The organism is Nitrospirillum amazonense (assembly GCF_007828035.1).
GTDB lineage: Bacteria > Pseudomonadota > Alphaproteobacteria > Azospirillales > Azospirillaceae > Nitrospirillum > Nitrospirillum amazonense.
Window position 1 is genome coordinate 249,032 of record NZ_VITV01000003.1, and the last position, 23,519, is coordinate 272,550.

17 protein-coding genes are annotated in these 23,519 nt (G+C 66.6%); 14 read left to right on the forward strand and 3 right to left on the reverse strand.

What is annotated here, in order from left to right; all coding sequences use genetic code 11:
* The first annotated feature begins 3 nt into the window (after nt 1-3).
* Both scpA and FBZ87_RS09090 read left to right on the forward strand, forming a co-directional pair.
* Nucleotides 4-2,154, forward strand: a complete 2,151-nt coding sequence (gene scpA, locus FBZ87_RS09085) for a methylmalonyl-CoA mutase (RefSeq protein ID WP_145610030.1) — start codon at nt 4-6, stop codon at nt 2,152-2,154.
* 136 nt (nt 2,155-2,290) lie between these two features.
* Complete coding sequence (locus FBZ87_RS09090) at nt 2,291-3,571, forward strand: DUF3422 family protein (protein ID WP_145610031.1); 1,281 nt, start codon at nt 2,291-2,293, stop codon at nt 3,569-3,571.
* 61 nt (nt 3,572-3,632) lie between these two features.
* Here the strand turns inward: FBZ87_RS09090 and FBZ87_RS09095 are convergent, their stop codons facing one another.
* The gene (locus tag FBZ87_RS09095; RefSeq protein WP_145610032.1) at nt 3,633-4,028 is read right to left on the reverse strand and encodes a hypothetical protein; all 396 of its coding nucleotides are present in this window, start codon (nt 4,026-4,028) and stop codon (nt 3,633-3,635) included.
* Between the two features lie 166 nt (nt 4,029-4,194).
* A complete protein-coding gene (locus FBZ87_RS09100; protein ID WP_145610033.1) occupies nt 4,195-5,259 on the reverse strand; it encodes an NAD(P)-dependent alcohol dehydrogenase in 1,065 nt (354 codons plus the stop codon).
* Between the two features lie 294 nt (nt 5,260-5,553).
* Here FBZ87_RS09100 and FBZ87_RS09105 point away from each other — a divergent pair, with 294 nt between their 5' ends.
* On the forward strand, nt 5,554-6,330 hold the full coding sequence (locus tag FBZ87_RS09105) for a sulfotransferase domain-containing protein (RefSeq protein WP_145610034.1): 777 nt from the start codon (nt 5,554-5,556) through the stop codon (nt 6,328-6,330).
* A 2-nt stretch (nt 6,331-6,332) separates the two neighbouring features.
* Here the strand turns inward: FBZ87_RS09105 and FBZ87_RS09110 are convergent, their stop codons facing one another.
* A complete protein-coding gene (locus FBZ87_RS09110) occupies nt 6,333-6,737 on the reverse strand; it encodes a spore germination protein GerW family protein (RefSeq protein ID WP_145610035.1) in 405 nt (134 codons plus the stop codon).
* Between the two features lie 197 nt (nt 6,738-6,934).
* Between FBZ87_RS09110 and FBZ87_RS09115 the strand changes: the two genes are divergently transcribed.
* The 11 genes from FBZ87_RS09115 (at nt 6,935) to FBZ87_RS09165 (ending at nt 23,503) form a co-directional block, all read left to right on the forward strand.
* Nucleotides 6,935-8,908: a CocE/NonD family hydrolase gene (locus tag FBZ87_RS09115; protein ID WP_246134312.1), complete on the forward strand. Its 1,974-nt coding sequence runs from the start codon at nt 6,935-6,937 to the stop codon at nt 8,906-8,908.
* A 162-nt stretch (nt 8,909-9,070) separates the two neighbouring features.
* Nucleotides 9,071-13,480 (forward strand): CHASE domain-containing protein, encoded by a 4,410-nt coding sequence (locus FBZ87_RS09120; protein WP_186454666.1) that lies wholly within the window; start codon nt 9,071-9,073, stop codon nt 13,478-13,480.
* Nucleotides 13,481-13,856: 376 nt separating this feature from the next.
* Complete coding sequence (gene cysD / locus FBZ87_RS09125) at nt 13,857-14,750, forward strand: sulfate adenylyltransferase subunit CysD (protein ID WP_145610432.1); 894 nt, start codon at nt 13,857-13,859, stop codon at nt 14,748-14,750.
* Nucleotides 14,750-16,687, forward strand: coding sequence for a sulfate adenylyltransferase subunit CysN (gene cysN / locus FBZ87_RS09130; protein ID WP_145610037.1), 1,938 nt, complete (start codon nt 14,750-14,752; stop codon nt 16,685-16,687). Before cysD ends, cysN begins: the two co-directional genes overlap by 1 nt.
* Before the next feature lie 191 nt (nt 16,688-16,878).
* Entirely contained in the window at nt 16,879-17,943 is a 1,065-nt protein-coding gene (locus FBZ87_RS09135; protein WP_145610038.1) for an efflux RND transporter periplasmic adaptor subunit, read from the forward strand.
* Between the two features lie 60 nt (nt 17,944-18,003).
* A complete protein-coding gene (locus FBZ87_RS09140) occupies nt 18,004-18,699 on the forward strand; it encodes an ABC transporter ATP-binding protein (RefSeq protein WP_145610039.1) in 696 nt (231 codons plus the stop codon).
* Complete coding sequence (locus tag FBZ87_RS09145) at nt 18,696-19,859, forward strand: ABC transporter permease (protein WP_145610040.1); 1,164 nt, start codon at nt 18,696-18,698, stop codon at nt 19,857-19,859. The genes FBZ87_RS09140 and FBZ87_RS09145 overlap by 4 nt, the downstream gene beginning before the upstream one ends.
* A 24-nt stretch (nt 19,860-19,883) precedes the next feature.
* Nucleotides 19,884-21,101, forward strand: coding sequence for an ABC transporter permease (locus tag FBZ87_RS09150; RefSeq protein ID WP_145610041.1), 1,218 nt, complete (start codon nt 19,884-19,886; stop codon nt 21,099-21,101).
* 479 nt (nt 21,102-21,580) lie between these two features.
* The gene (gene flaF / locus FBZ87_RS09155) at nt 21,581-22,093 is read left to right on the forward strand and encodes a flagellar biosynthesis regulator FlaF (RefSeq protein ID WP_145610042.1); all 513 of its coding nucleotides are present in this window, start codon (nt 21,581-21,583) and stop codon (nt 22,091-22,093) included.
* A gap of 160 nt (nt 22,094-22,253) precedes the next feature.
* Nucleotides 22,254-22,985: a hypothetical protein gene (locus tag FBZ87_RS09160; RefSeq protein WP_145610043.1), complete on the forward strand. Its 732-nt coding sequence runs from the start codon at nt 22,254-22,256 to the stop codon at nt 22,983-22,985.
* A 158-nt stretch (nt 22,986-23,143) separates the two neighbouring features.
* Nucleotides 23,144-23,503, forward strand: a complete 360-nt coding sequence (locus FBZ87_RS09165) for a hypothetical protein (RefSeq protein WP_145610044.1) — start codon at nt 23,144-23,146, stop codon at nt 23,501-23,503.
* Nucleotides 23,504-23,519 lie beyond the last annotated feature (16 nt).

Genomic DNA, 23,519 nt, shown 5'->3' on the forward strand with positions numbered 1-23,519 from the left:
ATCATGAGCGACTTCCCCGAGAAGACCCTGGCCGATTGGCAGCGCCTGGCCGCCAAGGAATTCGGTGCCGACCCCGAAGGCCTGGTGCGCACCACGCCTGAGGGCATCGCGGTGAAGCCGCTCTACACCGCGGCGGATCTGGAGGGTCTGGAGCTCCAGACCCTGCCCGGCTTCGCGCCCTACACGCGGGGTCCCCGGGCCACCATGTACAGCCACCGGCCCTGGACCATTCGGCAGTACGCCGGCTTCTCCACGGCGGAGGAAAGCAACCGCTTCTACAAGGCCAACCTGGCGGCGGGCCAGATGGGCCTGTCAGTGGCCTTCGACCTGGCCACCCATCGCGGCTATGACAGCGACCACCCCCGCGTGGTGGGCGACGTGGGCAAGGCCGGCGTCGCCATCGACAGCGTGGAAGACATGAAGATCCTGTTCGACGGCATCCCGTTGGACAAGATGAGCGTGTCCATGACCATGAACGGCGCCGTGCTGCCGGTCCTGGCCGGCTACATCGTGGCGGCGGAGGAACAAGGCGTCAGCCAGGACAAGCTGTCCGGGACCATCCAGAACGACATCCTGAAGGAGTTCATGGTCCGCAACACCTACATCTATCCGCCCAGCCCCAGCATGCGCATCGTGGCCGACATCATCGAGTACACGGCGCTGAACATGCCCAAGTTCAACTCCATCTCCATCAGCGGCTACCACATGCAGGAAGCCGGGGCGACGGCGGTGCAGGAGCTGGCCTTCACCCTGGCGGACGGTCTGGAGTATGTGCGGGCGGCGGCGTCCAAGGGCCTGAAGGTCGACCAGTTCGCCCCCCGCCTGTCCTTCTTCTTCGCCATCGGCATGAACTTCTTCATGGAGGTGGCCAAGCTGCGTGCGGCCCGCCTGCTTTGGGCCAAGCTGATGAAGAAGCACTTCGACCCGCAGGATGCGCGGTCGCTGGCGCTGCGCACCCATTGCCAGACCTCGGGCGTCAGCCTGACGGAGCAGGACCCCTACAACAACGTGGTGCGCACCACCATCGAGGCCATGGCCGCCGTGCTGGGCGGCACCCAGTCGCTGCACACCAATAGCTTTGACGAGGCGCTGGGCCTGCCCACGCCCTTCTCCGCCCGCATCGCCCGCAACACCCAGCTGATCATCGCGGAGGAGACGGGCGTGCCCCACGTGGTCGATCCGCTGGGCGGCAGCTATTACGTGGAAAGCCTGACCCACAGCCTGGCGGCCGAGGCCGAGAAGCTGATCGACCAGGTGGAGGGCATGGGCGGCATGACCAAGGCCGTGGACAGCGGCCTGCCCAAGCTGATGATCGAGGAGGCGGCGGCCCGCCGCCAGGCCCGCATCGACCGGGGCGAGGAAGTGGTGGTCGGCGTCAACAAGTACCGCCCCCAGAACCCGGAACGGGTGGAGGTGCTGGACATCGACAATACCGCCGTGCGCGAGGCCCAGATCGCCCGCCTGAATTCCATCCGCGCCGGCCGCGACGACGCGGCGGTGAAAGCCGCGCTGGACGCCCTGTCCCAGGGTGCTGCCGACGGCACCGGAAACCTGCTGGATCTCGCCATCAAGGCGACGCGCGCCCGCGCCACGGTGGGCGAGATTTCCGACGCGCTGGAGCGGGTGTTCACCCGCCACCGCGCCGTTATCCGCTCCGTCAGCGGGGTCTACGGCTCGGCTTACGACGGCGATGAAGGCTTCAACCGCATCCGCAAGGATGTGGAGGCCTTTGCGGAGGCGGAAGGTCGCCGGCCGCGCATGCTGGTGGTGAAGATGGGCCAGGACGGCCACGACCGGGGTGCGAAGGTCATTGCCACGGCCTTCGCCGACATCGGCTTCGACGTCGACGTGGGCCCCCTGTTCCAGACGCCGGAGGAAGCGGCCCGCCAGGCGGTGGAGAACGACGTGCACGTCATCGGCGTGTCGTCGCAGGCGGCGGGGCACAAGACCCTGGTTCCGGCCCTGATCGGCAGCCTGAAGGCGCAGGGCGCGGGCGACATCCTGGTGGTGTGCGGCGGCGTCATCCCGCCCCAGGACTATGACATGCTGTACCAGGCGGGGGCGGCGGCCATCTACGGCCCAGGCACCAACATCCCCACGGCCGCCGCGGAAATACTGGAGATTTTGCAGAAACGGCGCCCAGCCGCAGCCTGACCGGCAACTCGCCCAAGCCATGCAGCGGGGGAAACACCCTGTGCGTCCAACGCACAGGGCTCCGCCCTGGCTTGGCGCCCACCCTGTGTTAGCATTCCCCCGGAACTTCGGCTTACGGCGTGAGGGGTAGGGCATCATGGGCATAGAGGCGGATCACCCGCTGCGCGGCATGCTGATGCAGGAGTTGCACTCCCGCATGGCCATGCCGGTGAAGGCGCCGGTGGAGGTCTTCCAGGCCACCTACCTCTGCACCCCGGCAGATGGGTCGGCCTGCACCGGCCGCCTGCTGACGGTGCTTGATGCCCTGCCCTCCTCCCAAGCCGAGGCGCCGCGCTATGGCGTCATCGCCACCGCCATCGCCGGCCGGCCGGCCCAGGTGAAGTGGGAGCACCACACCGAATTCCTCAGCGTCAGCGTTGCCGTTACCGGCGCTCACGGGGAGGAGACCCGCCTGGCGGTGGAAACCTTGCTGGACGGCGTGTTCGGTCCCCTGGGCGCCCAGCGCCTGGCGGCGGTTTACGTGCAGGTCGATCAGGCGGAGGGGCAACCGGACCCCGTGGCGCTGGCCGCCCGCTTCCCCACCGGCACCTGCGCTGGTGCCGTCGTGAACGGTGGCGAGGCCTGGGTGGCGCTGGACTTCCACATCGACGATGACGGCTACAGCCGCGCCCTGATCCAGAACCGGGGCCTGACCGACGATCGGCTGGGCCGTCTGGTGCAGCGCATCCTGGAGATCGAGACTTATCGCGCCGCCGCCTTCCTGGCCTTCCCTCAGGCGCGGGAGACGATGGCAGTCCTGACCGACATGGAACGCCGACTGGAGGACACGGTCGGGCGCATCCGCGACAGCAAGACCCCGGCGGAGGACCGCGCCATCCTGGACAGCCTGACCGACCTGGCGGTCGATCTGGGCCACCTGGTGACGCGCAACCGCTGGCGCTTCGGCGCCAGCCTGGCCTATGGCGAGATCGTCAGCGAGCGGCTGGACGAACTGCGGGAGGAACGCATCCCCGGCCTGCAGCGCGTGGGCCTGTTCCTGAAGCGGCGCCTGCGGCCCGGCATCCGAACGGTGGAGGCTGCCGCCCGCCTTCAGGGGGAACTGGCCGCCGGCATGGAACGCGCCCAGGCCAGCCTGCGCACCCGTGTCGATGTCGGCCTGTCCAGCCAGAGCGCCACCCTGCTAACCTCGCTGGACCGCAATTCCAGCATGCACGTGCGCATCCAGGAGGCGGTGGAGGCCCTGTCCATCGTGGGCATTACCTACTACCTGGTGTCCCTGGTGGAAAAGGTAATGCATGGCCTGCCGGAGACGGAGGGCTGGCCTTCCACCAGCCGCATCGTGGCCATCGCCGTGCCGGTCTGCGCCGGCGTGGTGGCCATCGCCGCCCGCTGGCTGCGGCGCAACGTGTCGCATTGAAGCGGTTTTCCTGACGTTCAAGGAAGTCTGGCGGCCCTGGCCCCCACGGCCCTGATGGGGCCTATTTCGGCGGTGCGTAGCAGGCCACGACATCAGGACAATTCACGGCCTTAGGGCCCGCCACGGTGCCGGTGTTCTGTGTCTCTTCCCGGCTCAAGGCGTCCCCCCGCGAGATCGGCGGCAGGTCCGGCGGACCGAACATGGCCTTGAGACGGGCATATTCCGCATCGTGGTAGGCCTGTTCCTCCTCCGGCGTCGGCAGCACCTGCGGGGTGACGATGATGTCACGGGGCACCTCGTCCCTCTTCAGCGCAGGCGGTGCCGCCGGGCCGGCCGCCGGGCTGCCAGCTGGATTGTTGGCCGCCGGACTGGTGGCCGAACTATTGGTGCCCTGGGCCCAGGCCCCGGAAGACAACGCGGCGATCACGCCGGCAAGGATCAGCACACCAGGGCGCATAGGGTCACCGCTTCAGAGCCATTCGATGACCTTGAGCGTAGTCCGCATCCGGGATGGCCACAACCGATGCGCGCCCGGCGCAACCTAAATTCCATTTCCGTAAAATGAAACGGGCGGCGGAATGCCCCCGCCGCCCGTCCAACGTCCAACGTCTAACCTTAAGGCCTTAGAAGCCGGCTTCAGGAGTCTTCAACGATGCCATATCGATTACGAAACGATACCGCACATCGCTGGCGACAACGCGGTCATAGGCCTCGTTCACCTGGTTGATGGCGATGGTCTCGATGTCGCTGGTGATGTTGTGCTTGGCACAGAAATCCAACATCTCCTGCGTTTCCTGGATGCCGCCGATCAGGGAACCGGCCAGGCTGCGGCGGCCCATGATCAGGGAGAAGGCGCCCACCGGCACCTGTTCCTCCGGCACGCCCACCACGACCAGGGCACCATCAACCTTCAGCAGGCTCAGGTAGGCGTTCCAGTCGATGGGCGCCGACACCGTGTTGATGATCAGGTCGAAGGTGCCCGCCAGCTTCGTGAAGGTCGCCTCGTCCGACGTGGCGTAGAAATGGTCGGCGCCCAGGCGCCGGCCGTCGGCTTCCTTACGCAGCGATTGGCTCAGTACCGTGACGTCGGCCCCCATGGCGTGGGCCAGCTTCACCCCCATGTGGCCCAGGCCGCCCAGGCCGATGATGGCCACCTTCTTGCCCGGCCCGGCCTTCCAATGGGCCAGCGGGGAATAGAGCGTAATGCCGGCGCACAGCAGCGGCGCAGCGGCATCCAGCGACAGGGTATCCGGAATGCGCAGGACATAGTTCTCGTCCACCACGATGGTGGTGGAATAGCCGCCCTGGCTCAGCGTCCTGCCGTCACGCTCCATCGCGTTGTAGGTGCCGGTCATCCCCTGGATGCAGAATTGTTCCAGGCCCTGTTTGCAGTAGTCACACTCACGGCAGCTATCGACGAAGCAGCCGACGCCCACCCGGTCGCCAACCTTGTACTTGGTGACCGCCGGGCCGACCCGGGTGACGATGCCGGCGATCTCGTGCCCCGGCACCATGGGGAACAGGCTGCCGCCCCATTCGTCCCGTGCCTGGTGCACGTCCGAATGGCAGATGCCGCAGTACTGGATGTCGATGACCACATCGTGGTCACGCGGGTCCCGGCGTTCGAAGGTGAACGGCGCCAGGGCTTCCTTGGCCTTATAGGCCGCATATCCCAAGGTCTTGATCACGTCAGCCCCTCTCTGATGGCTTGATCCCGATAAGAGGCAGGGCTTCCCGGTGTCCCCCCCGGGTGCGGGCGATCCGACCCCCGAAGCCCTACCCGCCGCAAATGGGAAGTGAAGTGACTTAGTTCAACCACCTCGGTAGCGGTGTTTTCAGAAATTTTGGCCACGCCCCCGACGGCACCTCCCCGGATGCGCCGCCCCCATTCCCCGACCGGACGCGACAAAATATCCGTCATCACGCGTATAAGTCATGATCGCTAAGTCAGTAACAAAGATATTGGCAGCTCGGTTATTACAATGATGCAAGAGAATGGCGCGACCGCCACTGTTGATGACAATGTTGCGATTATTTGCGTCGGTTTGCCCGGCAGTGCCTCCACCTGGTCGTTCAATGTGGTGCGGCAATTGCTGTCCCAGGCCTATGGCCAGTCCGGTTTCAGGTCAGACTATGCCAATGACTTGTCGGACTATGTCGGCATTGGCGAGAAGGCCAGGATGCCGGTGGTGCTGAAGACCCATCACCCCGACACCATGATGCAACTGCGCATCGCGCATGAGGACATCGCCACCATCATCACGCTGCGGGACCCGCGCGACTGTGTCGCCTCGCTGATGCGGCGCTTCGACCAGCCGTTCAACGAGGCCTTCGCCTATGTGCTGCGCAGCGTGCGCCGGGTGCAGGCCTGTGTCGCCCAGGGCCGGCGCACCCTGCTGTTCCGCTATGAGGACGGTTTCCACGACCATCCGGACTCGGTGGCCCGCATCGCCGAATTTATCGGCGTGACGGTAGCGGACCCGGCATTGCTCGCCATTCACGAAAGCCTGCAGACCCGGACGGTGGAGCGGACCCTGGCCCAGATGGAGGATACCGGCCGCTTCGTGGAAAATGCCGGAACGGACGCGCATCCCAACCTTTACGACCCCGTCACCCATTGGCACAGGAGCCACATCGGCGATGGCGCGGTGGGCAAATACAAGGCCCTGCCGGACCGGGCGCAGTCCCTGATGGACAACGCCTTCTGGTCCTTCCTGGCGGCCTATTATCTGCCGCCGGACAGGACGGCCACTGCCTGACGTCAGGCGCCGGCGGCGGCTGGAACCGGCACCGCCTGGGCGACCGGCGTATCCTCCCCCTGCTGCGGCGCGCGGGGCCCGCGCATCTTGCTGACCATGGCGGTCACATGCTCCGCCGCGGCCTTGGTGGTCTCCGGCGCGATGGGATGGAAGGTCACCTTGCCGTCCTGCACCACCAGCACGGCGGCGGGAATGACGCCACCCCCGCCCCCGCCGCCTACGGCCTCACCCCAGACGCTGCCGCCGTAGACGCCGACACCGAAGGTGGTAATGTTCACCGGCACGATCAGGCCGCCGGGGATTTCCACCGGCGCGCCCAGCACCCCCTTGCCCAGGATGGTCTCGAATTCCGTCAGCAGGTCCTGGGTCAGGGTCTTGGTGGGGTCGGCAAAGGGATTGAGCAGCATGGCGAGGAACCTCCTTGTTGCGGCGCAACACTATCATGGCGCGCATCAACATGGAATAATTCCACCTAAGGAGTCCCAGACCCTTTCTGTAACAGTTCCGTTACCGAACGCCATTTGACCAGAGCGCCTACCCCGGTATCGTTCATCCCGCCCACGGCAGATGGGCCAAAGGGATATCGGATAAAGGGGCAAGGTTCATGGCGTGGTTCAAGGTGGGACGAATGGCCGGTGGGTTGGCCCGTGCCGGCGCGGGCGTGGGCATCGGCGTGCTGCTGGCCACGACGGCCCTGGCCCAGACGGCGTCGCAGCCGTCGCCGGCCACCCTCTACCTGGCGCCCGACATCCCGGCCAAGGTCGACAGCACCATCCAGGGCGCCGACTATATCAAGCGCGACGTCATGATCCCCATGCGCGACGGCGTGAAACTGCACACCGTCATCGTCATCCCCGTGGGTGCCAAGGGCGCCCCCATCATGCTGACGCGCACGCCCTACAACGCCACCAAGCGCGCCAAACGATCCACCAGCCCGCACATGCAGGCGACGCTGGCCATGGGGGACGAAAGCTTCGTGGCCGAGGGCTACATCCGCGTCTTTCAGGACATCCGCGGCAAATACGGGTCGGAGGGTGACTACGTCATGACCCGGCCCCTGCGCGGCCCCCTGAACGACAGCGAGGTCGACCACGCCACCGACGCCTACGATACCATCGACTGGCTGGTGAAGAACGTGCCGGAGAGCAACGGCAAGGTCGGCATGGTGGGCTCCTCCTACGAAGGGTTCACGGTGCTGATGGCGCTGGTGAACCCGCATCCGGCGCTGAAGGCCGCCGTGCCCATGAGCCCCATGGTCGACGGCTGGAAGGGCGACGACTGGTTCCACAACGGCGCCTTCCGCCAGACCAACTTCGATTATTTCCAGCACCAGACGACGGTAAGGGGCGAAGGCAGCGACATCCCGCGCGGCATCTACGACGACTACGACGCCTTCCTGCGCGCCGGCTCCGCCGATGGCTTCGCCCGGCAATACGGACTGGAGCAGTTGCCCTTCTGGCACAAGCTGATCGAGCATCCGGCCTATGACGCCTATTGGCAGAACCAGGCGCTGGACGTGATCCTGGGCGCCCGTACCCCCACCGTGCCCACCATGATCGTGGCCAGCCTGTGGGACCAGGAGGACATGTACGGTGCCGTCCACACCTATGAGGCGATCGAGCCCAAGGACACCAGCAACACCTTGAACTACCTGGTGCTGGGCCCCTGGCGGCACAGCGGCGTGAACTATGACGGCAGCACCTTGGGCCCGCTGAAGTTCGAGGGCGACACCGCCCTGGATTTCCGCCGCAACACCATGCTGCCCTTCCTGGATGAACACCTGAAGGACGGCGCGCCCAAGGCCGACACACCGCCGGTGCTGGTGTTCGAAAGCGGCACCAACGTCTGGCGCCGCCTGCAGAAATGGCCGACCTCCTGCGCCACCGGCTGCGCCGCCACGCCCAAGCCCCTGTACCTGCAGGCTAACGGCGGCCTGGGCTTCACGGCCCCGGCCAAGGGCGGCCCCGCCTATGACGAGTACGTCTCGGACCCGGCCAAGCCTGTGCCCTATGTGCCGCGTCCCGTGCGCTTCGGCGATGGCGACGCCTGGAAGCGCTGGCTGGTCACCGACCAGCGGGCGGTGGCCGACCGCACCGACGTGCTGGTCTACACCAGCGAAGTGCTGACCGCGCCGATGAAGATCAGTGGCGCGCCAGTGGTGAACCTCTACGCCTCCACCTCCGGCACCGACAGCGACTGGGTGGTGAAGCTGATCGACGTCTATCCCGACGAGGTGCCATCGCAGCCGGAGATGGGCGGCTATCAGCTGGCCGTGGGCATGGACATCTTCCGCGGCCGCTACCGGGACAGCCTGGAACACCCCACCGCCATCCCGGCGGACAAGGTGCAGCGCTATCGCTTTGAGCTGCCCAACGCCAACCACGTCTTCCTGCCCGGCCACCGCATCATGGTGCAGGTGCAGTCCAGCTGGTTCCCGCTGTACGACCGCAACCCGCAGACCTTCGTGGACAACATCTTCCTGGCCAAGCCCGGCGACTATCGCAAGGCGACGCAGCGCGTCTTCCATCAGGGCGCGCAGGCCAGCTTCATCGACCTGCCGGTGGTGCCCGCCAACTAGGCGCAATAATCCGCCGAACCCATGTTTTAAAGCCGGGCGGCACACGCCCGGCTTATTTTTTCGCTCCCCGATTGCACGGCTTCTATCACCCGGCCCATGCCGGTAGACTTGTCGGATGTGAGGGGTGCGGGCAAGGGCGCGCACGTGAAGACAGGCGGCGTCATGCGTCCACTCCCGGGGCACGCCCTGGCGACTTCGTTCAAGGTCCTGCTCCTGGCGGCGGCATATCTGGGCACGGCACGCCTGGGCCTGGCCCTGGCCAGCCTGAGCGAGAGCGCCAGCCCGGTGTGGCCCGCCTCCGGCCTGGCCGTCGCGGGCCTGCTGATCTTCGGCCGGGGCGCCTGGCCCTTCGTCCTCATCGGCGCCTTCATCGCCAACCTGCTCACCCCGGGCGTGGGGCCGCTGACAGCGGCCTTCATCGCGCTGGGCAACACGGGCGAGGCGATGCTGGGCGCCCTGCTGTTCACGCGCATCGACGGCATCGACAAGGAAAGGCTGCAGGTATCCCGCGCCGCCGCCCATGGCCTGGCCGCCATCGTGGCGCCCGTCTGCAGCGCCACCGTCGGCGTGAGCGCCTTGCTGGTGGCGGGCAACCTGTCCTGGGACGTTAACCTGGGCGCCATCTGGATCACCTGGTGGACGGGCGATGCGCTGGGCATCCTGATCGTCACCGCCTTGCTGGTGGCCCTGCGGGAAGCCAAGGCCGCCGACTACCGCCCCGCCCACTTGTGGGCCACGCTGTTCAGTGGCCTGATGCCGGTGCTGGGGCTGACGTTGGCGGCCCTGACCCTGCCCTTCCTGCCCGTGGCGCGGACGCTGCTGGGCTCGGCCGCGGCGCTGGGCATCTTCCTGCTGTATCCCGCCATCCTGCTGGCCGCCCGCCGTTACGGCCCGGCGGCGGCCCACCTGGTGGTGTTGGCGGCGGCCACGGTCTATGTGCTGGGCACGGCCGCCGGCATCGGCCCGTTCATGGATGCCACCCTGAACGAAAGCTTGCTGAACATGCAGGCCATGCTGGCGACGTTCGCCCTGACCGCCATCGTCTTCTCCGACATTCCCCCGCAGTCGGCGCGCTTGGGATCCGTCGTCTTCCTGGTGGGCTGCCTGGTGGCCGCCGGCGTCTTCCTGGACCGGACGGACATCGCCCGCTCCCGCGATGAGGCCCACCTGGGCAAGATCGTGGACAATGCCATGGCGCGCATCCACGAACGCCTGCTGGTCTATTCCAACGCGCTGGAGTCCGGCGCCGCCCTATACGCCACCGGCCTGCCCGTGGGCCGCGATCAGTGGCGGGCGTTCGCCAGCACCATCAACATCGACGGCCGCTATCCCGGCATCAACGGCATCGGCGTCGTCTATCCCGTGCCCACCGATGGGCTGGAGGCCTTCCTGGCGCATGTCCGGGCCGATGGCGCGCCTGACTTCAGGCTGCGCGCCGCCTCCACCGAACCGGTGCTGGACGACTTCGCCGACGCACTGGAATACGACGTCATCACCTATATCGAGCCCGCGGACGCCAACGCGGCCGCCCTGGGGCTGAACGTGGCGACGGAGGCCAACCGCCGCGACGCCGCCTTTCGCGCCCGCGATACCGGCCAGCCCGCCATGACCAAGCGCATCATCCTGGTGCAGGATGCGCAGCGGCGCGCGGGCTTCCTTTATTTCATTCCCGTCTACACGCGCGGCAAGCCGCTGGATACGGTGGCGCAGCGCCGCCACGCCCTGCAGTGCTGGATCTTCGCCCCCTTTATTTCGGAGGTGTTCTTCCGCGAAGCGCTGCGCGACATGGTGGACGAGGTCAACGTCGCCGTTTACGACGGCGGCGAGACGCGGCCCGACGCCCTGCTGTACCGCAAGATCACACCCGACACCTTGGGGGGCCGGCTGGCCGCGCGGGTGGGCCTGAAAGCCTCGGGCCTGGGTGCTCCGGACCAGGTGAGCCGCGTGGATGAGGGCGGTCACGCCTTGACCTTGGCCTGGTCGCGGGCGGCCAGCTTCGCCACCGCCGGCCAAGCGGGCGCCGCGCTGGCCGCCGCCAGCCTGGCCTTTATTTCGCTTATGCTGGCGGCATTGACCGCCAATTTGCACCTGGTTCGCGCCCGCGCCACGGCGATCGCCGAGGGCATGACACGGGAATTGAGCGCCATCAACACCAAGCTGATGGCCGCCGGCAAACGCCTGACCCTGGCGACGCAGGCCGGCGGCATCGGCGTCTGGGAATTCGATCTGGCGACGCAGGAACTGGTCTGGGACGAACGCATGTTCCAGATGTACGGCGTCGATCCCGACACACCACGGCCTCTGACCTTCGCCACCTGGCAGTCCCGCTGCCATGCCGAGGATCTGGGCCGCATGCAGGCGGAGGTGCAGGCGGCCGTACGTGGCGAAGTGCCCCTAGATACGGAGTTCCGCATCCGCCTGCCCGATGGCGCCATCCGTCACATCAAGACCAACGGCTTGGTGGAGCGCGACGCCCAGGGCCAGGCCATCAAGATCGTGGGCGTGAACTGGGACGTGACGGCAACGCGCGAGAGCGCCCGCGCCCTGGCCGCGGAAAAGCGGCGGGCGGAAGAGGCCAACCGCGCCAAGAACGACTTCCTGGCCAATATGAGCCATGAGGTGCGCACGCCCATGAACGGCGTGGTGGGCATGGTGCAGCTGCTGCTGGACACCAGCGGCCTCACCCCCGAACAGCGTGGTTACGCCGAAACCATTCGCGACAGCGCCGATGCCCTGCTGGGCGTCATCAACGATATCCTGGACATCTCCAAGCTCGAGGCGGGCAAGGTCGACCTGGAGAACCTGTCCTTCGATCTGGGCGATCTGGTGGAGGGGGTGGCCGCCATCCTGGCGCCCCGCGCCCGCGACAAGGGTATCGAGCTGGGCGTGTTGGTGGTGGAAGAGGCGCGGCGGCACTGGCGCGGCGATCCCACCCGCCTGCGGCAGCTGCTGCTGAACCTCGCCGGCAACGCGGTCAAGTTCACCGACCGCGGCTGGGTCAGCGTCATCGTCACCTGCCTGGCCGGCACCGCGCCCGGTACGCGGCGCCTGCGCTTCGCCGTGCAGGACACCGGCATCGGCCTCAGCGACGAGCAGGCCCAGCGCCTGTTTCAGAAATTCACTCAGGCAGACGCCAGCGTCACCCGGCGCTTCGGCGGCACCGGCCTGGGCCTAGCGATCTGCAAGCAGCTGGTGGAGCTGATGGGGGGTGACATCGGGGTGGAGAGCACGCCGGGCCAAGGGTCCCTGTTCTGGTTCGAATTACCCCTGGCCCCGGCGGAGCCGGCCGACGCGCCCCTGCCCTCGCTGGAAAGCGTGCGCGGCCGGCACGCCCTGGTGGTCGACGACCTGGCCATGAACCGCCTGATCCTGACCCACAACCTCAGCTTCGACCTGGGCCTGCGCGTGGATGAGGCGCCGGACGGGGAAACCGCGCTGGCGCGGCTGTGGTCGGCGGCGGGTGGCGACGACCCTTATGACATCCTGCTGATCGACAACCGCATGCCGGGCCTCAATGGGCCCGAGGTGGTGGCCAGGGTACGCGCCGACGCCCGATTCCAGAACCTGCGCATCATCCTGGTCAGTTCCATCGAACCGGACCAGCCAGCGATCGACACCCGCTACGACGCCCTGCTGGCCAAGCCCGTGCGCCGCCTGTCCCTGAACGAGGCGGTGGCGCGCGCCTTCGGCTGCCTGGTACCGCCCTGCGCGCCCCGGCCGGCGGCGGCGGAAACGGCGCCGGGCGGCCAGGGCCGCCGCGTGCTGGTGGTGGAAGACAACCCCACCAACCAGGCGGTGGCGAGCCTGATGCTGCGCAAGGCCGGTTACATGGTCACGGTGGTGGAGGACGGCGCGCAGGCGGTGGCGGCCTGCGCCCGGGAGCGCTACGACATCGTGCTCATGGACGTGCAGATGCCGGTGATGGACGGTATGGAGGCCACGCGCCGCATCCGGGCGGCGGAGGCGGCGGAAGGCCGCGCCCGCACCCCCATCCTGGCCATGACCGCCAATGCCATGGCCGGGATGAGCGCCGACTACGCCGCCGCCGGCATGGACGATTGCGTCTACAAGCCCTTCCGCCAACAGCAGATCCTGCAGGTGGTCGATGACTGGTCCCGCGCCGGAGTCTCCGCCGCCACACGGCTGGAAGCCCCCACTCCCGAGCCTCTCGCGGTGCCGGAACCGATGCCGGCAGCGAACGCCATGACTGATCTGCCACTGCTGGAAGAAGGGGTCCTGGGCCGCCTGCAACCGGTGGCAGGCCCCGGCGCCTTTGACCGGCTGGTGCGCGATTTCATCGGCAACGGTGCGACCCGGGTGGACAGGGTGGCAAGCCTTGCGGCCGCGGGTGACAGGACCGACCTGCACACGTTGGGGCAACAGGCCCATGACCTTATTTCCACGGCGGGAAATTGTGGATTAAGACGGCTGGAGGAGGCCGCACGCCAGCTTCAGTTCGCCTGCGATGCTGGCGACACCGATCGCGCCCGGGCCCTGGGAGACCTGATCGGCACCATAGGGCCTCAATCTTGGCGGGCCCTGGGGCGACGCTTCCTGGAAACGGCGGACTGAGCGGGCCGGCCGTAACCCAGGTTTTCCTAGGAGTTATGCCCGTCTTCGACCGTTAACGAAAAATACACTGTTAGTGTGTTATTTATTACCCGTTCATCCAGGTATTTTTCGCCCTCACAGCAATTCCATAATCGCAATGCCCGCTGTGAAAGTTTCCTTTATACGTCTGTTGACAGGGTATTGAGGAATCAGCCGACCAGCAGCGTGTCCGTTGGCGTGCAACCGCAGGCGGATTAGACTGTTAGCCGTATAAGACGGCGGCCTAGGCGTGACGGACAGAGTGATTGACGTGAAAGACGCGGCAGTGTTGGACAGCATCATACAGCCCCCCTCCCCCCTTCCCGTATCGCTTGCCGGCCCCCTTTCGGCCCCCCGGCTGACCCATCTCCAGCGGCTTGAGGCTGAAAGCATCCACATCCTGCGGGAGGTGGTGGCCGAAACACAGAACCCGGTCATGCTCTATTCCATCGGCAAGGACAGCGCGGTAATGCTGCACCTGGCGATGAAAGCCTTCTATCCGGCCAAGCCGCCCTTTCCCTTGCTGCACGTGGACACCACCTGGAAGTTCCGCGAGATGATCGCCTTCCGCGACCAGCGGGCGGTGGATCTGGGCCTGGACCTGCTGGTGTACACCAACCCGGAAGGCCTGGCGCGCGGCATCGGCCCCTTCACCCACGGCTCCGCCATCCATACCCAGGTGATGAAGACGGAAGCGCTGAAACAGGCGCTGGACCGTTACGGCTTCGATGCCGCGTTCGGCGGTGCCCGCCGCGACGAAGAGAAGAGCCGCGCCAAGGAGCGCATCTTCAGTTTCCGCAATGAGCAGCACCGCTGGGACCCCAAGAACCAGCGCCCAGAACTCTGGCAGCTGTACAACGCGCGCAAGAACAAGGGCGAAAGCATCCGCGTTTTCCCCCTGTCCAACTGGACCGAGCTGGACATCTGGGAATACATCTACCTGGAAAACATCCCCATCGTGCCGCTGTATTTCGCCGCCGAACGCCCGGTGGTGGAGCGTGACGGCGCCCTGATCATGGTTGATGACGACCGCCTGCCCATGAAGCCCGGCGAGACGCCGCAGATGCGCCGCGTGCGATTCCGCACCCTGGGCTGCTACCCGCTGACCGGCGCCATCGACAGCGACGCCGACAGCCTGCCCGCCATCATCCGCGAGATGCTGCTGGCCCGCACGTCGGAGCGCCAGGGCCGCGTGATCGACCGCGACGGCGGCGCCTCCATGGAACAGAAGAAGCAGGAAGGGTACTTCTGATGGCCCCCGATACCCCCCTGCCCGAGACGCCGGAGCCAGGCGTGTCCGAGATCGAGCGCTACCTCGCGGCCCAGCAGTCCAAGAGCCTGCTGCGCTTCATCACCTGCGGCAGCGTCGACGACGGCAAGAGCACCCTGATCGGCCGCCTGCTGTACGACAGCAAGATGCTGTTCGAGGACCAGTTGGCGACCTTGGAGGCCGACAGCCGCAAGGTCGGCACCCAGGGCGGCGACCTGGACTTCGCGCTGCTGGTCGACGGCCTGTCGGCGGAGCGGGAGCAGGGCATCACCATCGACGTCGCCTACCGCTTCTTCAACACCGACCGGCGCAAGTTCATCGTGGCCGACACGCCCGGACATGAGCAGTACACGCGCAACATGGTCACCGGCGCGTCCACCGCCGACCTCGCCATCATCCTGATCGACGCGCGCAAGGGCGTGCTGCCCCAGACGCGGCGCCACAGCTTCCTGGTCTCCCTGCTGGGCATCCGGAAGATCGTGCTGGCCGTCAACAAGATGGACCTGATGGGCTATGACCAGGCCGTCTTCGACCGCGTGGTCGCGGAATACCGCGCCTTCGCCCGCCAGCTGGACCTGACCGACATCCAGGCCATCCCGCTGTCGGCGCTGAAGGGCGACAATGTCACTACCCTGACCGACGCCATGCCTTGGTACCAGGGTCCCACCCTGATCGGGCATCTGGAGACGGTCGAGGTCGCGGACCTGCGCGCCAGCCAGCCGTTCCGCCTGCCGGTGCAATGGGTGAACCGACCCAACCTGGACTTCCGTGGCTATGCCGGCACCATCGCCGCCGGCACGGTGCGCCCGGGCGACCGCATCCGCGTCCTGCCCTCGGGCCAGGAAAGCCGGGTGGCCCGCATCGTCACCCATGACGGCGACCTGCCCTTGGCCGTGGCCGGCCAATCCGTCACCCTCACCCTGACGGACGAAATCGACATCAGCCGCGGCGACATCCTCTCCACCCTGGATGAGGCCGCCGAGGCGGCCGACCAGATGGAGGCGACGCTGGTCTGGATGTCGGAGGCGCCGCTGCTGCCCGGCCGCCCCTACATCCTGAAGCTGGGCACCAAGTCGGTGCCGGCCACCGTGGCGACGCTGAAGCACAAGATCAACGTCAATACCCTGGAACAGCTGGCCACCAAGACGCTGGGCCTGAACGAGGTGGGGCTGGCGACCTTGAGCCTGGACCAGGCCATCGCCTTCGACGTCTATCGCAACAACCGCGACACAGGCGGTTTCATCCTCATCGACCGCCTGACCAACGAGACGGTGGCCGCCGGCCTCATCCGGTCCGCCATCGTGCGCACCGTGCCCTGGCAGGTGCTGGACGTGGACAGGCGCGCCCGCTCGCAGATGAAGGGCCAGCGTCCGCGCGTGCTGTGGTTCACCGGCCTGTCGGGCGCTGGCAAGTCCACCATCGCCAACTTGGTGGAAAAGAAGCTGCACGCCCATGGCCGCCATACCATGCTGCTGGACGGCGACAATGTCCGCCACGGCCTGAACCGCGACCTGGGCTTCACCGACGCCGATCGGGTGGAGAACATCCGCCGCGTGGCCGAGGTGTCCAAGCTGATGGTCGACGCCGGCCTGATCGTCCTGGTCTCCTTCATCTCCCCCTACCGCGCGGAACGGCGCATGGCCCGCGAGCTGCTGGGCCCGGGCGAGTTCCTGGAAGTGTTCGTGGATACGCCCCTGGCGGTGGCCGAGGGCCGGGATGTGAAGGGCCTGTACGCCAAGGCGCGCGCCGGCAAGATCCCGAACTTCACCGGCATCGACAGCCCTTATGAGCCGCCGGAGTCGCCCGACGTGCGCATCGACACCCAGGCCATGACCGCCGAGCAGGCGGCCAACCACATCTTCACGCTGCTGTCCCGCTTCGATGAGGATGCCGACCTGGTGGACGGCGCCGCCATCTGACGGCGGGCGCTTGTTCCTGAATAAAGGGCCGGCCGGAGCGATCCGCCGGCCCTTCGCCATTTTTGGCCCCCTTCGGCCCTTCCGAAGTGGCCCTCGCGTGCAGCCCGCCTTTCAGATCAACCATTTGTGGTGCGGCAGCGTGCCTGGCGCGCTATGATGCCGTTGGGGATTGTGCCAGTCGGGGGGCCAAGGTGCAGCGGGACAAAGCGGAGCTTTTGCGGTCCATCGCCATTGATCGGACGGCGCCGCCACCGGCGCGGCAAGGCGGCGGCGGGCGGGGCCTTCTCCTGGGCCTGGGTGCTGGCGCGGCCGTCGTAGCGGTCGCCGTGGCGGTTGCCTGGTCCGCCGGCCTGCTCAACCGCGTCGCCGGCGCCGATCCGGCGCCGGCGACCATTTCCGCCAAGCCTGCGCCCGGCACCTCCGCCAGCCCGGCCCAGCCAACGCCCGCCGCCCCGGTCTCCGAGGTGCGCAGCGGCAATCTCATTGGTTCCGGCTATGTCGTGGCGCGACGGGTGGCCACGGTTTCCGCCGACGTTACCGGCCGGGTGCGCGAGGTCCTGGTGCAGGAAGGCATGCTGGTGCAGAAGGGCCAGGTGCTGGCCACGCTGGACGACGTTCTGGCCCGCAGCGACCTGGATCTGGCCCGGGCCCGCCAGGCCTCGGCCGAGGCCGCTGTGGTCGCCAACCAGGCGGATCTGGTGGACGCGGAAAAGACGCTGGAACGCACGCGCGCCCTCACCGGCCGCCAGTTCTCCAGCGAGGCGGACCTGATCAAGGCGGACGCCCGCGCCGCCTCGTTGCGCGCCCAACTGGTGAAGTCCAAGGCCGACGTGAACGCCGCCCGCGCCACCGTCGCCTATGACGCGGAGATGGTGGACCGCTATCAGGTCCGCGCGCCCTTCACCGGCATGGTCACGGAAAAAAATGCCCAGCCGGGCGAAATCATTTCCCCCATGTCGTCCGGCGGGTTCACCCGCACGGGCATCTGCACCCTGGTGGACATGGACAGCCTGGAATTCGAGGTGGAGGTAAACGAGGCCAACATCGCCCGCGTCCGCCCCGGCCAGAAGGTGGAGGCGACGCTGGACGCCTACCCGGACTGGAAGGTGCCAGCCTCGGTCCTGGCCATCATCCCCACCGCCAGCCGGGAAAAGGCCACCATCAAGGTGCGCGTGACCATCGCGGTCAAGGATCCCCGCATCCTGCCCAACATGGCGGCCAAGGTGACCTTCCTGAATGAGGGCAAGGGCGGCTGATCCGGCCACCCTGCCCACCCCATCTCATCGTCCCACGACCACAATCGGGAGCCTGAGGCCATGACGGGCCAGACGCTGATTCACCTGCAGGACGTTTCCAAGCGGTTCGTGAAGGGCAAGGACACCATCACCATCTTCGACCATCTGGGCCTCAGCATCCCCGCCGGCGACTTCGTGGCGGTGATGGGGCCCAGCGGCTCGGGCAAGACCACGCTGCTGAACCTGCTGGGCGGCATCGACCAGCCGACGGAGGGCAGCATCACCTTCGACGGCGGCCGCGTGGACACGCTGACGGAGGGGCAGCTGGCCCGCTGGCGCGCCCACAATGTCGGCTTCATCTTCCAGTTCTACAACCTGATGCCCACCCTGTCGGCGGCGCGGAACGTTGAATTGCCCCTGCTGCTCACCTCGTTCAGCCGGGCGGAGCGCAAGCGGCGGGTGGAGGCGGCCCTGAGCCTGGTTGGCCTGGCGGAGCGGGCGGATCATTACCCACGGGAAATGTCGGGCGGCCAGCAGCAGCGCGTGGCCATCGCCCGCGCCCTGATCTCCGACCCCAAGCTGCTGCTGTGCGACGAGCCCACGGGCGACCTGGACCGCACCACGGCGGATGAGATCCTCGCCATGCTGCGGCTGCTGAACCAGGAGATGGGCAAGACCATCGTCATGGTCACCCACGATCCGGAGGCGGCCAAGTATGCCCGCCGCACCTTGCACCTGGACAAGGGCCGCTTCACCGAGCGGGAGCTGGTGGCATGAGCGACCTTTACCTGCTTTGGCGCAACCTGTTCCGCCGCAAGCTGCGCACCTTCCTGATGATGCTGGCCATCTTCGTGGCCTTCGTCATCTATGGCGTGCTGGGCAGCATCAACTACGCCTTCGAGCATGGCGTGGATTCGTCGGCCGACAACCGGCTGGTGGTGGTGAACAAGATCACCTTCATCCAGCCCCTGCCCTATGCCTATGTCGGCAAGATCGCGGCCATCAAAGGCGTAAAGAACATCACCTTTGCCAACTGGTTCGGCGGCTATTACCAGGACGCGCGCAACCAGATCGGCACCTTCGCCGTCGATCCCGAAAGCTATCTGCGGATTTATCGCGACGACCTGCGCATCGATCCCGCGCAGCGCGACGCCTTCATCCACGACCGCACCAGCATGGTGGTGGGCGAGGCCATCGCCACGAAGTACGGCTGGAAGGTGGGCGACCGCATTCCCATCAATTCCAACATCTTCACCAACAAGGCCGACGGCAGCCACACCTGGGAGCTGACCGTGGCCGGCATCGCCTATGCGGCGAAGGAATCGTTCAACACCAGCTTCATCATCTTCCAGTACGAGAACTTCAACGAAAGCAAGACGTTCGGCAAGGATACGGTCGGTTGGATCACCCTAGAGACGGACAGCGCCGCGGTGAACGACACGGTGGCCGCCACCATCGACGACATGTTCGCCAATTCCACGGCGGAGACCAACACCCAATCGGAAAAGGCGTTCGGCAAGGCCTTCCTGGCCCAGCTGGGCAACATCGCCCTGATCATCACCCTGGTGGTGGGGGCCGCCTTCGCCACCATCCTGATGATCGTGGGCAACACCATGGTGATGGCGGTGCGCGAGCGCACCAAGGAGATCGCCGTGCTGAAGACCCTCGGCTTCCCGTCCTGGCGCATCTGGCGCCAGGTGCTGGGGGAATCCGTGCTGCTGTCCCTGCTGGGCGGCGTGCCAGGCCTCTTGGTGGCCGGCTTGCTGGTGGCGTTGCTGTCCAAAGTCGCGTCGGGCGCCATCCCGGGATTGGCGCTGACCCTGCCCGTCGCCGGCCTGGGCGTGGCCTTCATGCTGCTTCTCGGGGTGGTGACCGGCTTCCTGCCGGCCTGGAATGCGCTGCGCCTGAACATCGTCACCGCCCTCGGGCGTCTGTGACCGCCCTCGGAAGGAAACAACGTGATGCGTGTGTTCAACGAGATCGCGGTGGTCACCACCATCTGCATCAAAAGCATCCCGCAACGCTTCTGGGCCTCCTTCTCCACGGTGGTGGCGGTGGGGCTGGTGGTGACCGTGCTGCTGGCCTTCCTGGCCATGGCGGCGGGCTTCCAGCAGACCTTGCGCGGCACGGGCACCAAGGACATGGCCATCCTGATGCGGGCGGGATCGCAGGCGGAGCTGAACAGCGGCGTCACCCGCGACCAGGCGCGTCTGATCGAGGAAGCGCCGGGCGTCATGAAGGATGCGGACGGCAAGCCCCTGGTGTCGCCCGAACTCTACGTCATCGTCGATGGCGTCAAGAAGACCGCCGTACCGGCCGACGGCAACCTGAAGAAGGCCCCTCGCTCCAACCTCACCCTGCGCGGCCTGGGACCCGCCGGCATCGCGGTTCGCCCCGGCCTGAAGATCGTGGAAGGCCGGGCGTTCAAGCCGGGCACCAATGAGCTGATGGTGGGCCGGGCCCTGCAGAAGGATTTCGCGGGCCTGAACGTCGGGGACACCGTCAAGCTCGGCAACAGCAATTGGCTGGTGGTGGGCGCCTTCGAATTGGGCGGCAGCGTCTTTGAATCCGAACTATGGGCCGACACGCCCGAGGTGCAGGATCTGTTCCACCGTCAGAACGTCTTCCAATCCATCCGCGCCCGCCTGACTGGGCCCGACGCCCTGAAGGCCCTGTCGGACTATGCCGCCAACGACCCGCAGCTGAAGCTGGACGTGACGACGGAGGCCGACTACTACGCGCAGCAGGCCAGCCGCACCTCCGACCTCATTCAGAAACTTGGGTGGCCGCTGGCCATCGCCATGGCCTTCGGCGCCCTGGCCGGTGCCCTGAACACAATGTACAGCTCGGTGGCGGCCCGCGCGCAGGAGATCGCCACCCTGCGCTGCATTGGCTTCAGTGGCACATCCTCTTTCATCGGGACCCTGCTGGAAAGCCTGGTGCTGGCCCTGGTGGGCGGTATCGTCGGCACGCTGGTCACCTGGGTGCTGTTCGACGGGCTGACAGGCTCCACCTTGTCGGGCGCCAGCTTCTCCCAGATCGTCTTCACCTTCCACCTGACACCGGCGGTGGCTGTGCAGGGCATCATCCTGGCCCTGGTGGTGGGCTTGGTGGGCGGTGTGTTCCCGGCCTGGCGCGCGGCGCGCATTCCCATCGTGGAAGCCTACGGCACGCCTTGAGCCGCTGCCCCTTCTCCCGGCGCGGGCTTCAAAATATCTTTACCTTTTTACCTTAAACACGTCTCTCGCGGACCCGCAGCGGTTACCGCCCCATTCCTGGCCCACCCCTTGCAACGCTGGCAGGTGCAGGGCCCGAGAAGGGGCGCAGGCCGGCATTTGTTGCCGGGTTGCTGGTCCTAAATGAGTATGGGATACTTGCAAGTCGGCATTATTGGCATACGCCGCGTGCGCATAGCCCCACCTAGGGTAGCCACAAAGAGGTAGCCGGTGATGTGGAACCGCCCGCTAGGCGGTCGGGAATAAGAGGGCCCGGTAGGCGTCCCCTAGAGGATGGGACCCTTCCGGTGAAGGTAGAGGGCGGCATCGGCACCGTCCCGTCCGTCGTTGACCTGTCTGCGGGAACACCCCCAGGCCGGCACGCCGGACGGTGTCGCGGACCCGCCACCCGGAAACGAGTTAGCCAGGGATCACGTGATCTGATGAAGCCTTCGGCCGGATATACCAACCGTCCCGCGTCGGACAATCCCCGCGACATCGAAGCCTGGGGCCTGACGGAAGCTGCGCGCCGGCTGATGCTGGCGGCGCAAACGCCCGAGAACCCCGAACCCCTGCGCCAGGCCTTGTCCCTGAACCAGCGCCTGTGGACCATCTTCCAATCCTCGATGGCGGAGCCGGACTGCCCCCTGCCCAAGGATTTGCGTGAGAAGATCCTGGTGTTGTCCCTGATCGTAGACCGCCAGACCTTCGAACGGCTGGGCGACCTGGACGTCACCAAGCTGCACTCGCTGATCGACATCAACCGCAACATCGCCGCCGGCCTGTCACAGCGCCCCACCGACGCAACCGCGGCCCCGCCGGCCCCCGCGCCGGCCGGAACGGCCCCGCGCGCGCCCATGATGGCCCCCCCGGCCGCCGGCCCTGGGGCGCAGCGTCCCGGCATGGCCCCTGGCGTGGCGGCGGGTGGTATGGGCAAGTTCAACATATCGATCTAAACGGTCGGCGGCGCCAAAGCGGGCGCTGAAAATGAGACACCGCGAAGGTTATCGTCGCAAATATCTTGCATTTTATGCTTTCATTCCGCAGACTACCGCAAGGTAGTTAGGACCACTTTCTCCCGCGTGGGCGCGGGAACCGGCAATGGGGATCGTTCCCGTGAGCAACGTCGCATCAACCGCAGCCTCGGCCGGCTCCAGCTCGAACGCCTCGGTGTTTGCGCAGCTCGCGCAGATCCAGTCGCAGTTGGCGGCCCAGAATGATGCCATCGCCGCCCAGGGCTCGGCCCAAACGTCCAATGCCATCGGCACGCCCCAGGACTTCACCAAGTCGGTGTCGAAGTCGCAATACAACACCGTCGCCTCGGCCACCGATATCGGCACGGTGATCAAGGGGCAGACGCGCGTGAACGCCTTCGGCAGCCTTGCCGCCGGGGACCAGGCCGATTACCTCAGCTTCAAGCTATCCCGTAAAGGCGCCATCAACCTGGGGCAATTGAACCTGGACCAGACACGGGTTCAGGTCATGACCAAGACCGGCGTCGTCATGGCGGATAGCGACAGCAAATCCGGCAAGGCGTATGACGCCTACAACGCCATGGTCAACGGCCAACAGTCGCTGGACTCGGGCACCTATGTGCTGAAGATATCGCGCGCCACGGGCGTCAAGCTGACCCAGAAGGTGAACTACGGTGTCCAGGTCGCCGCGGGCGACTATTCCAAGGATTACACCACGACGATCAAGGCCGCCTCCTCCACCGCGGCGATCTCCTCCAGCGCCGCCGCGATCTCCGGTGCCCTGAGCGACCAGATCACCACCATGAAGAATTGGACCATCGGCCAGACGGGCACGCAGAAGCTGATGGGCAGCATGATGGATCTGTTTGCCTGAACAGGCCTTTCCGCCTGCAGGAACGCCAAAGCCGGCCATCGATGATGGCCGGCTTTTTAATTTGGAATTCCTGGCAAAGGTGTGATGATAAACACACCCTAAGGGTTGCAATCGGCACACCCTTGGGAAGGATTTCATCATAGCGGTGGGAGGTTGGTATGAAGACGATGACCGGCGTGCTGGCGGCGACCTTTATCATTTTGGCCGGCGCCGCCTCCGCCGCGGCGACCACGGGTGCCGCCACTCCCTACTGGAGCCCCGGTGGGGGCCTCGCCTCCGTCAACCCGGTTTTCAGTTATGACGCCTCCACGCCCTACGGTCATCCGCCAATCGTGGAGCCCAAGGGCATGACCGCCGCGACCAAGGCGCGCCTGACCAATGTGGCTCAGCGGGTGGACAGCCTGATCGATCAGCACAAGTGCGCCGACGCCGCCACGCTCGCCAAGAATGAGGGCGGTGCCGTCATGGCGGACATGGCGACCAAGATCTGTGCCCTGCGGTACAGCGACGCCAACTAAGACCGCTCCTTTCCGA

Excerpts from the sequence above, each read along its gene's own strand:
- FBZ87_RS09105 (WP_145610034.1), top strand. The coding sequence starts at position 5,554 with ATGATGCAAGAGAATGGCGCGACCGCCACTGTTGATGACAATGTTGCG.
- FBZ87_RS09150 (WP_145610041.1), top strand. The coding sequence starts at position 19,884 with ATGCGTGTGTTCAACGAGATCGCGGTGGTCACCACCATCTGCATCAAA.
- scpA (WP_145610030.1), top strand. The coding sequence starts at position 4 with ATGAGCGACTTCCCCGAGAAGACCCTGGCCGATTGGCAGCGCCTGGCC.
- FBZ87_RS09115 (WP_246134312.1), top strand. The coding sequence starts at position 6,935 with ATGGCGTGGTTCAAGGTGGGACGAATGGCCGGTGGGTTGGCCCGTGCC.
- flaF (WP_145610042.1), top strand. The coding sequence starts at position 21,581 with ATGAAGCCTTCGGCCGGATATACCAACCGTCCCGCGTCGGACAATCCC.
- FBZ87_RS09165 (WP_145610044.1), top strand. The coding sequence starts at position 23,144 with ATGAAGACGATGACCGGCGTGCTGGCGGCGACCTTTATCATTTTGGCC.
- FBZ87_RS09095 (WP_145610032.1), bottom strand. The coding sequence starts at position 4,028 with ATGCGCCCTGGTGTGCTGATCCTTGCCGGCGTGATCGCCGCGTTGTCT.
- FBZ87_RS09110 (WP_145610035.1), bottom strand. The coding sequence starts at position 6,737 with ATGCTGCTCAATCCCTTTGCCGACCCCACCAAGACCCTGACCCAGGAC.
- FBZ87_RS09145 (WP_145610040.1), top strand. The coding sequence starts at position 18,696 with ATGAGCGACCTTTACCTGCTTTGGCGCAACCTGTTCCGCCGCAAGCTG.
- FBZ87_RS09090 (WP_145610031.1), top strand. The coding sequence starts at position 2,291 with ATGGGCATAGAGGCGGATCACCCGCTGCGCGGCATGCTGATGCAGGAG.
- FBZ87_RS09120 (WP_186454666.1), top strand. The coding sequence starts at position 9,071 with ATGCGTCCACTCCCGGGGCACGCCCTGGCGACTTCGTTCAAGGTCCTG.
- FBZ87_RS09140 (WP_145610039.1), top strand. The coding sequence starts at position 18,004 with ATGACGGGCCAGACGCTGATTCACCTGCAGGACGTTTCCAAGCGGTTC.
- cysN (WP_145610037.1), top strand. The coding sequence starts at position 14,750 with ATGGCCCCCGATACCCCCCTGCCCGAGACGCCGGAGCCAGGCGTGTCC.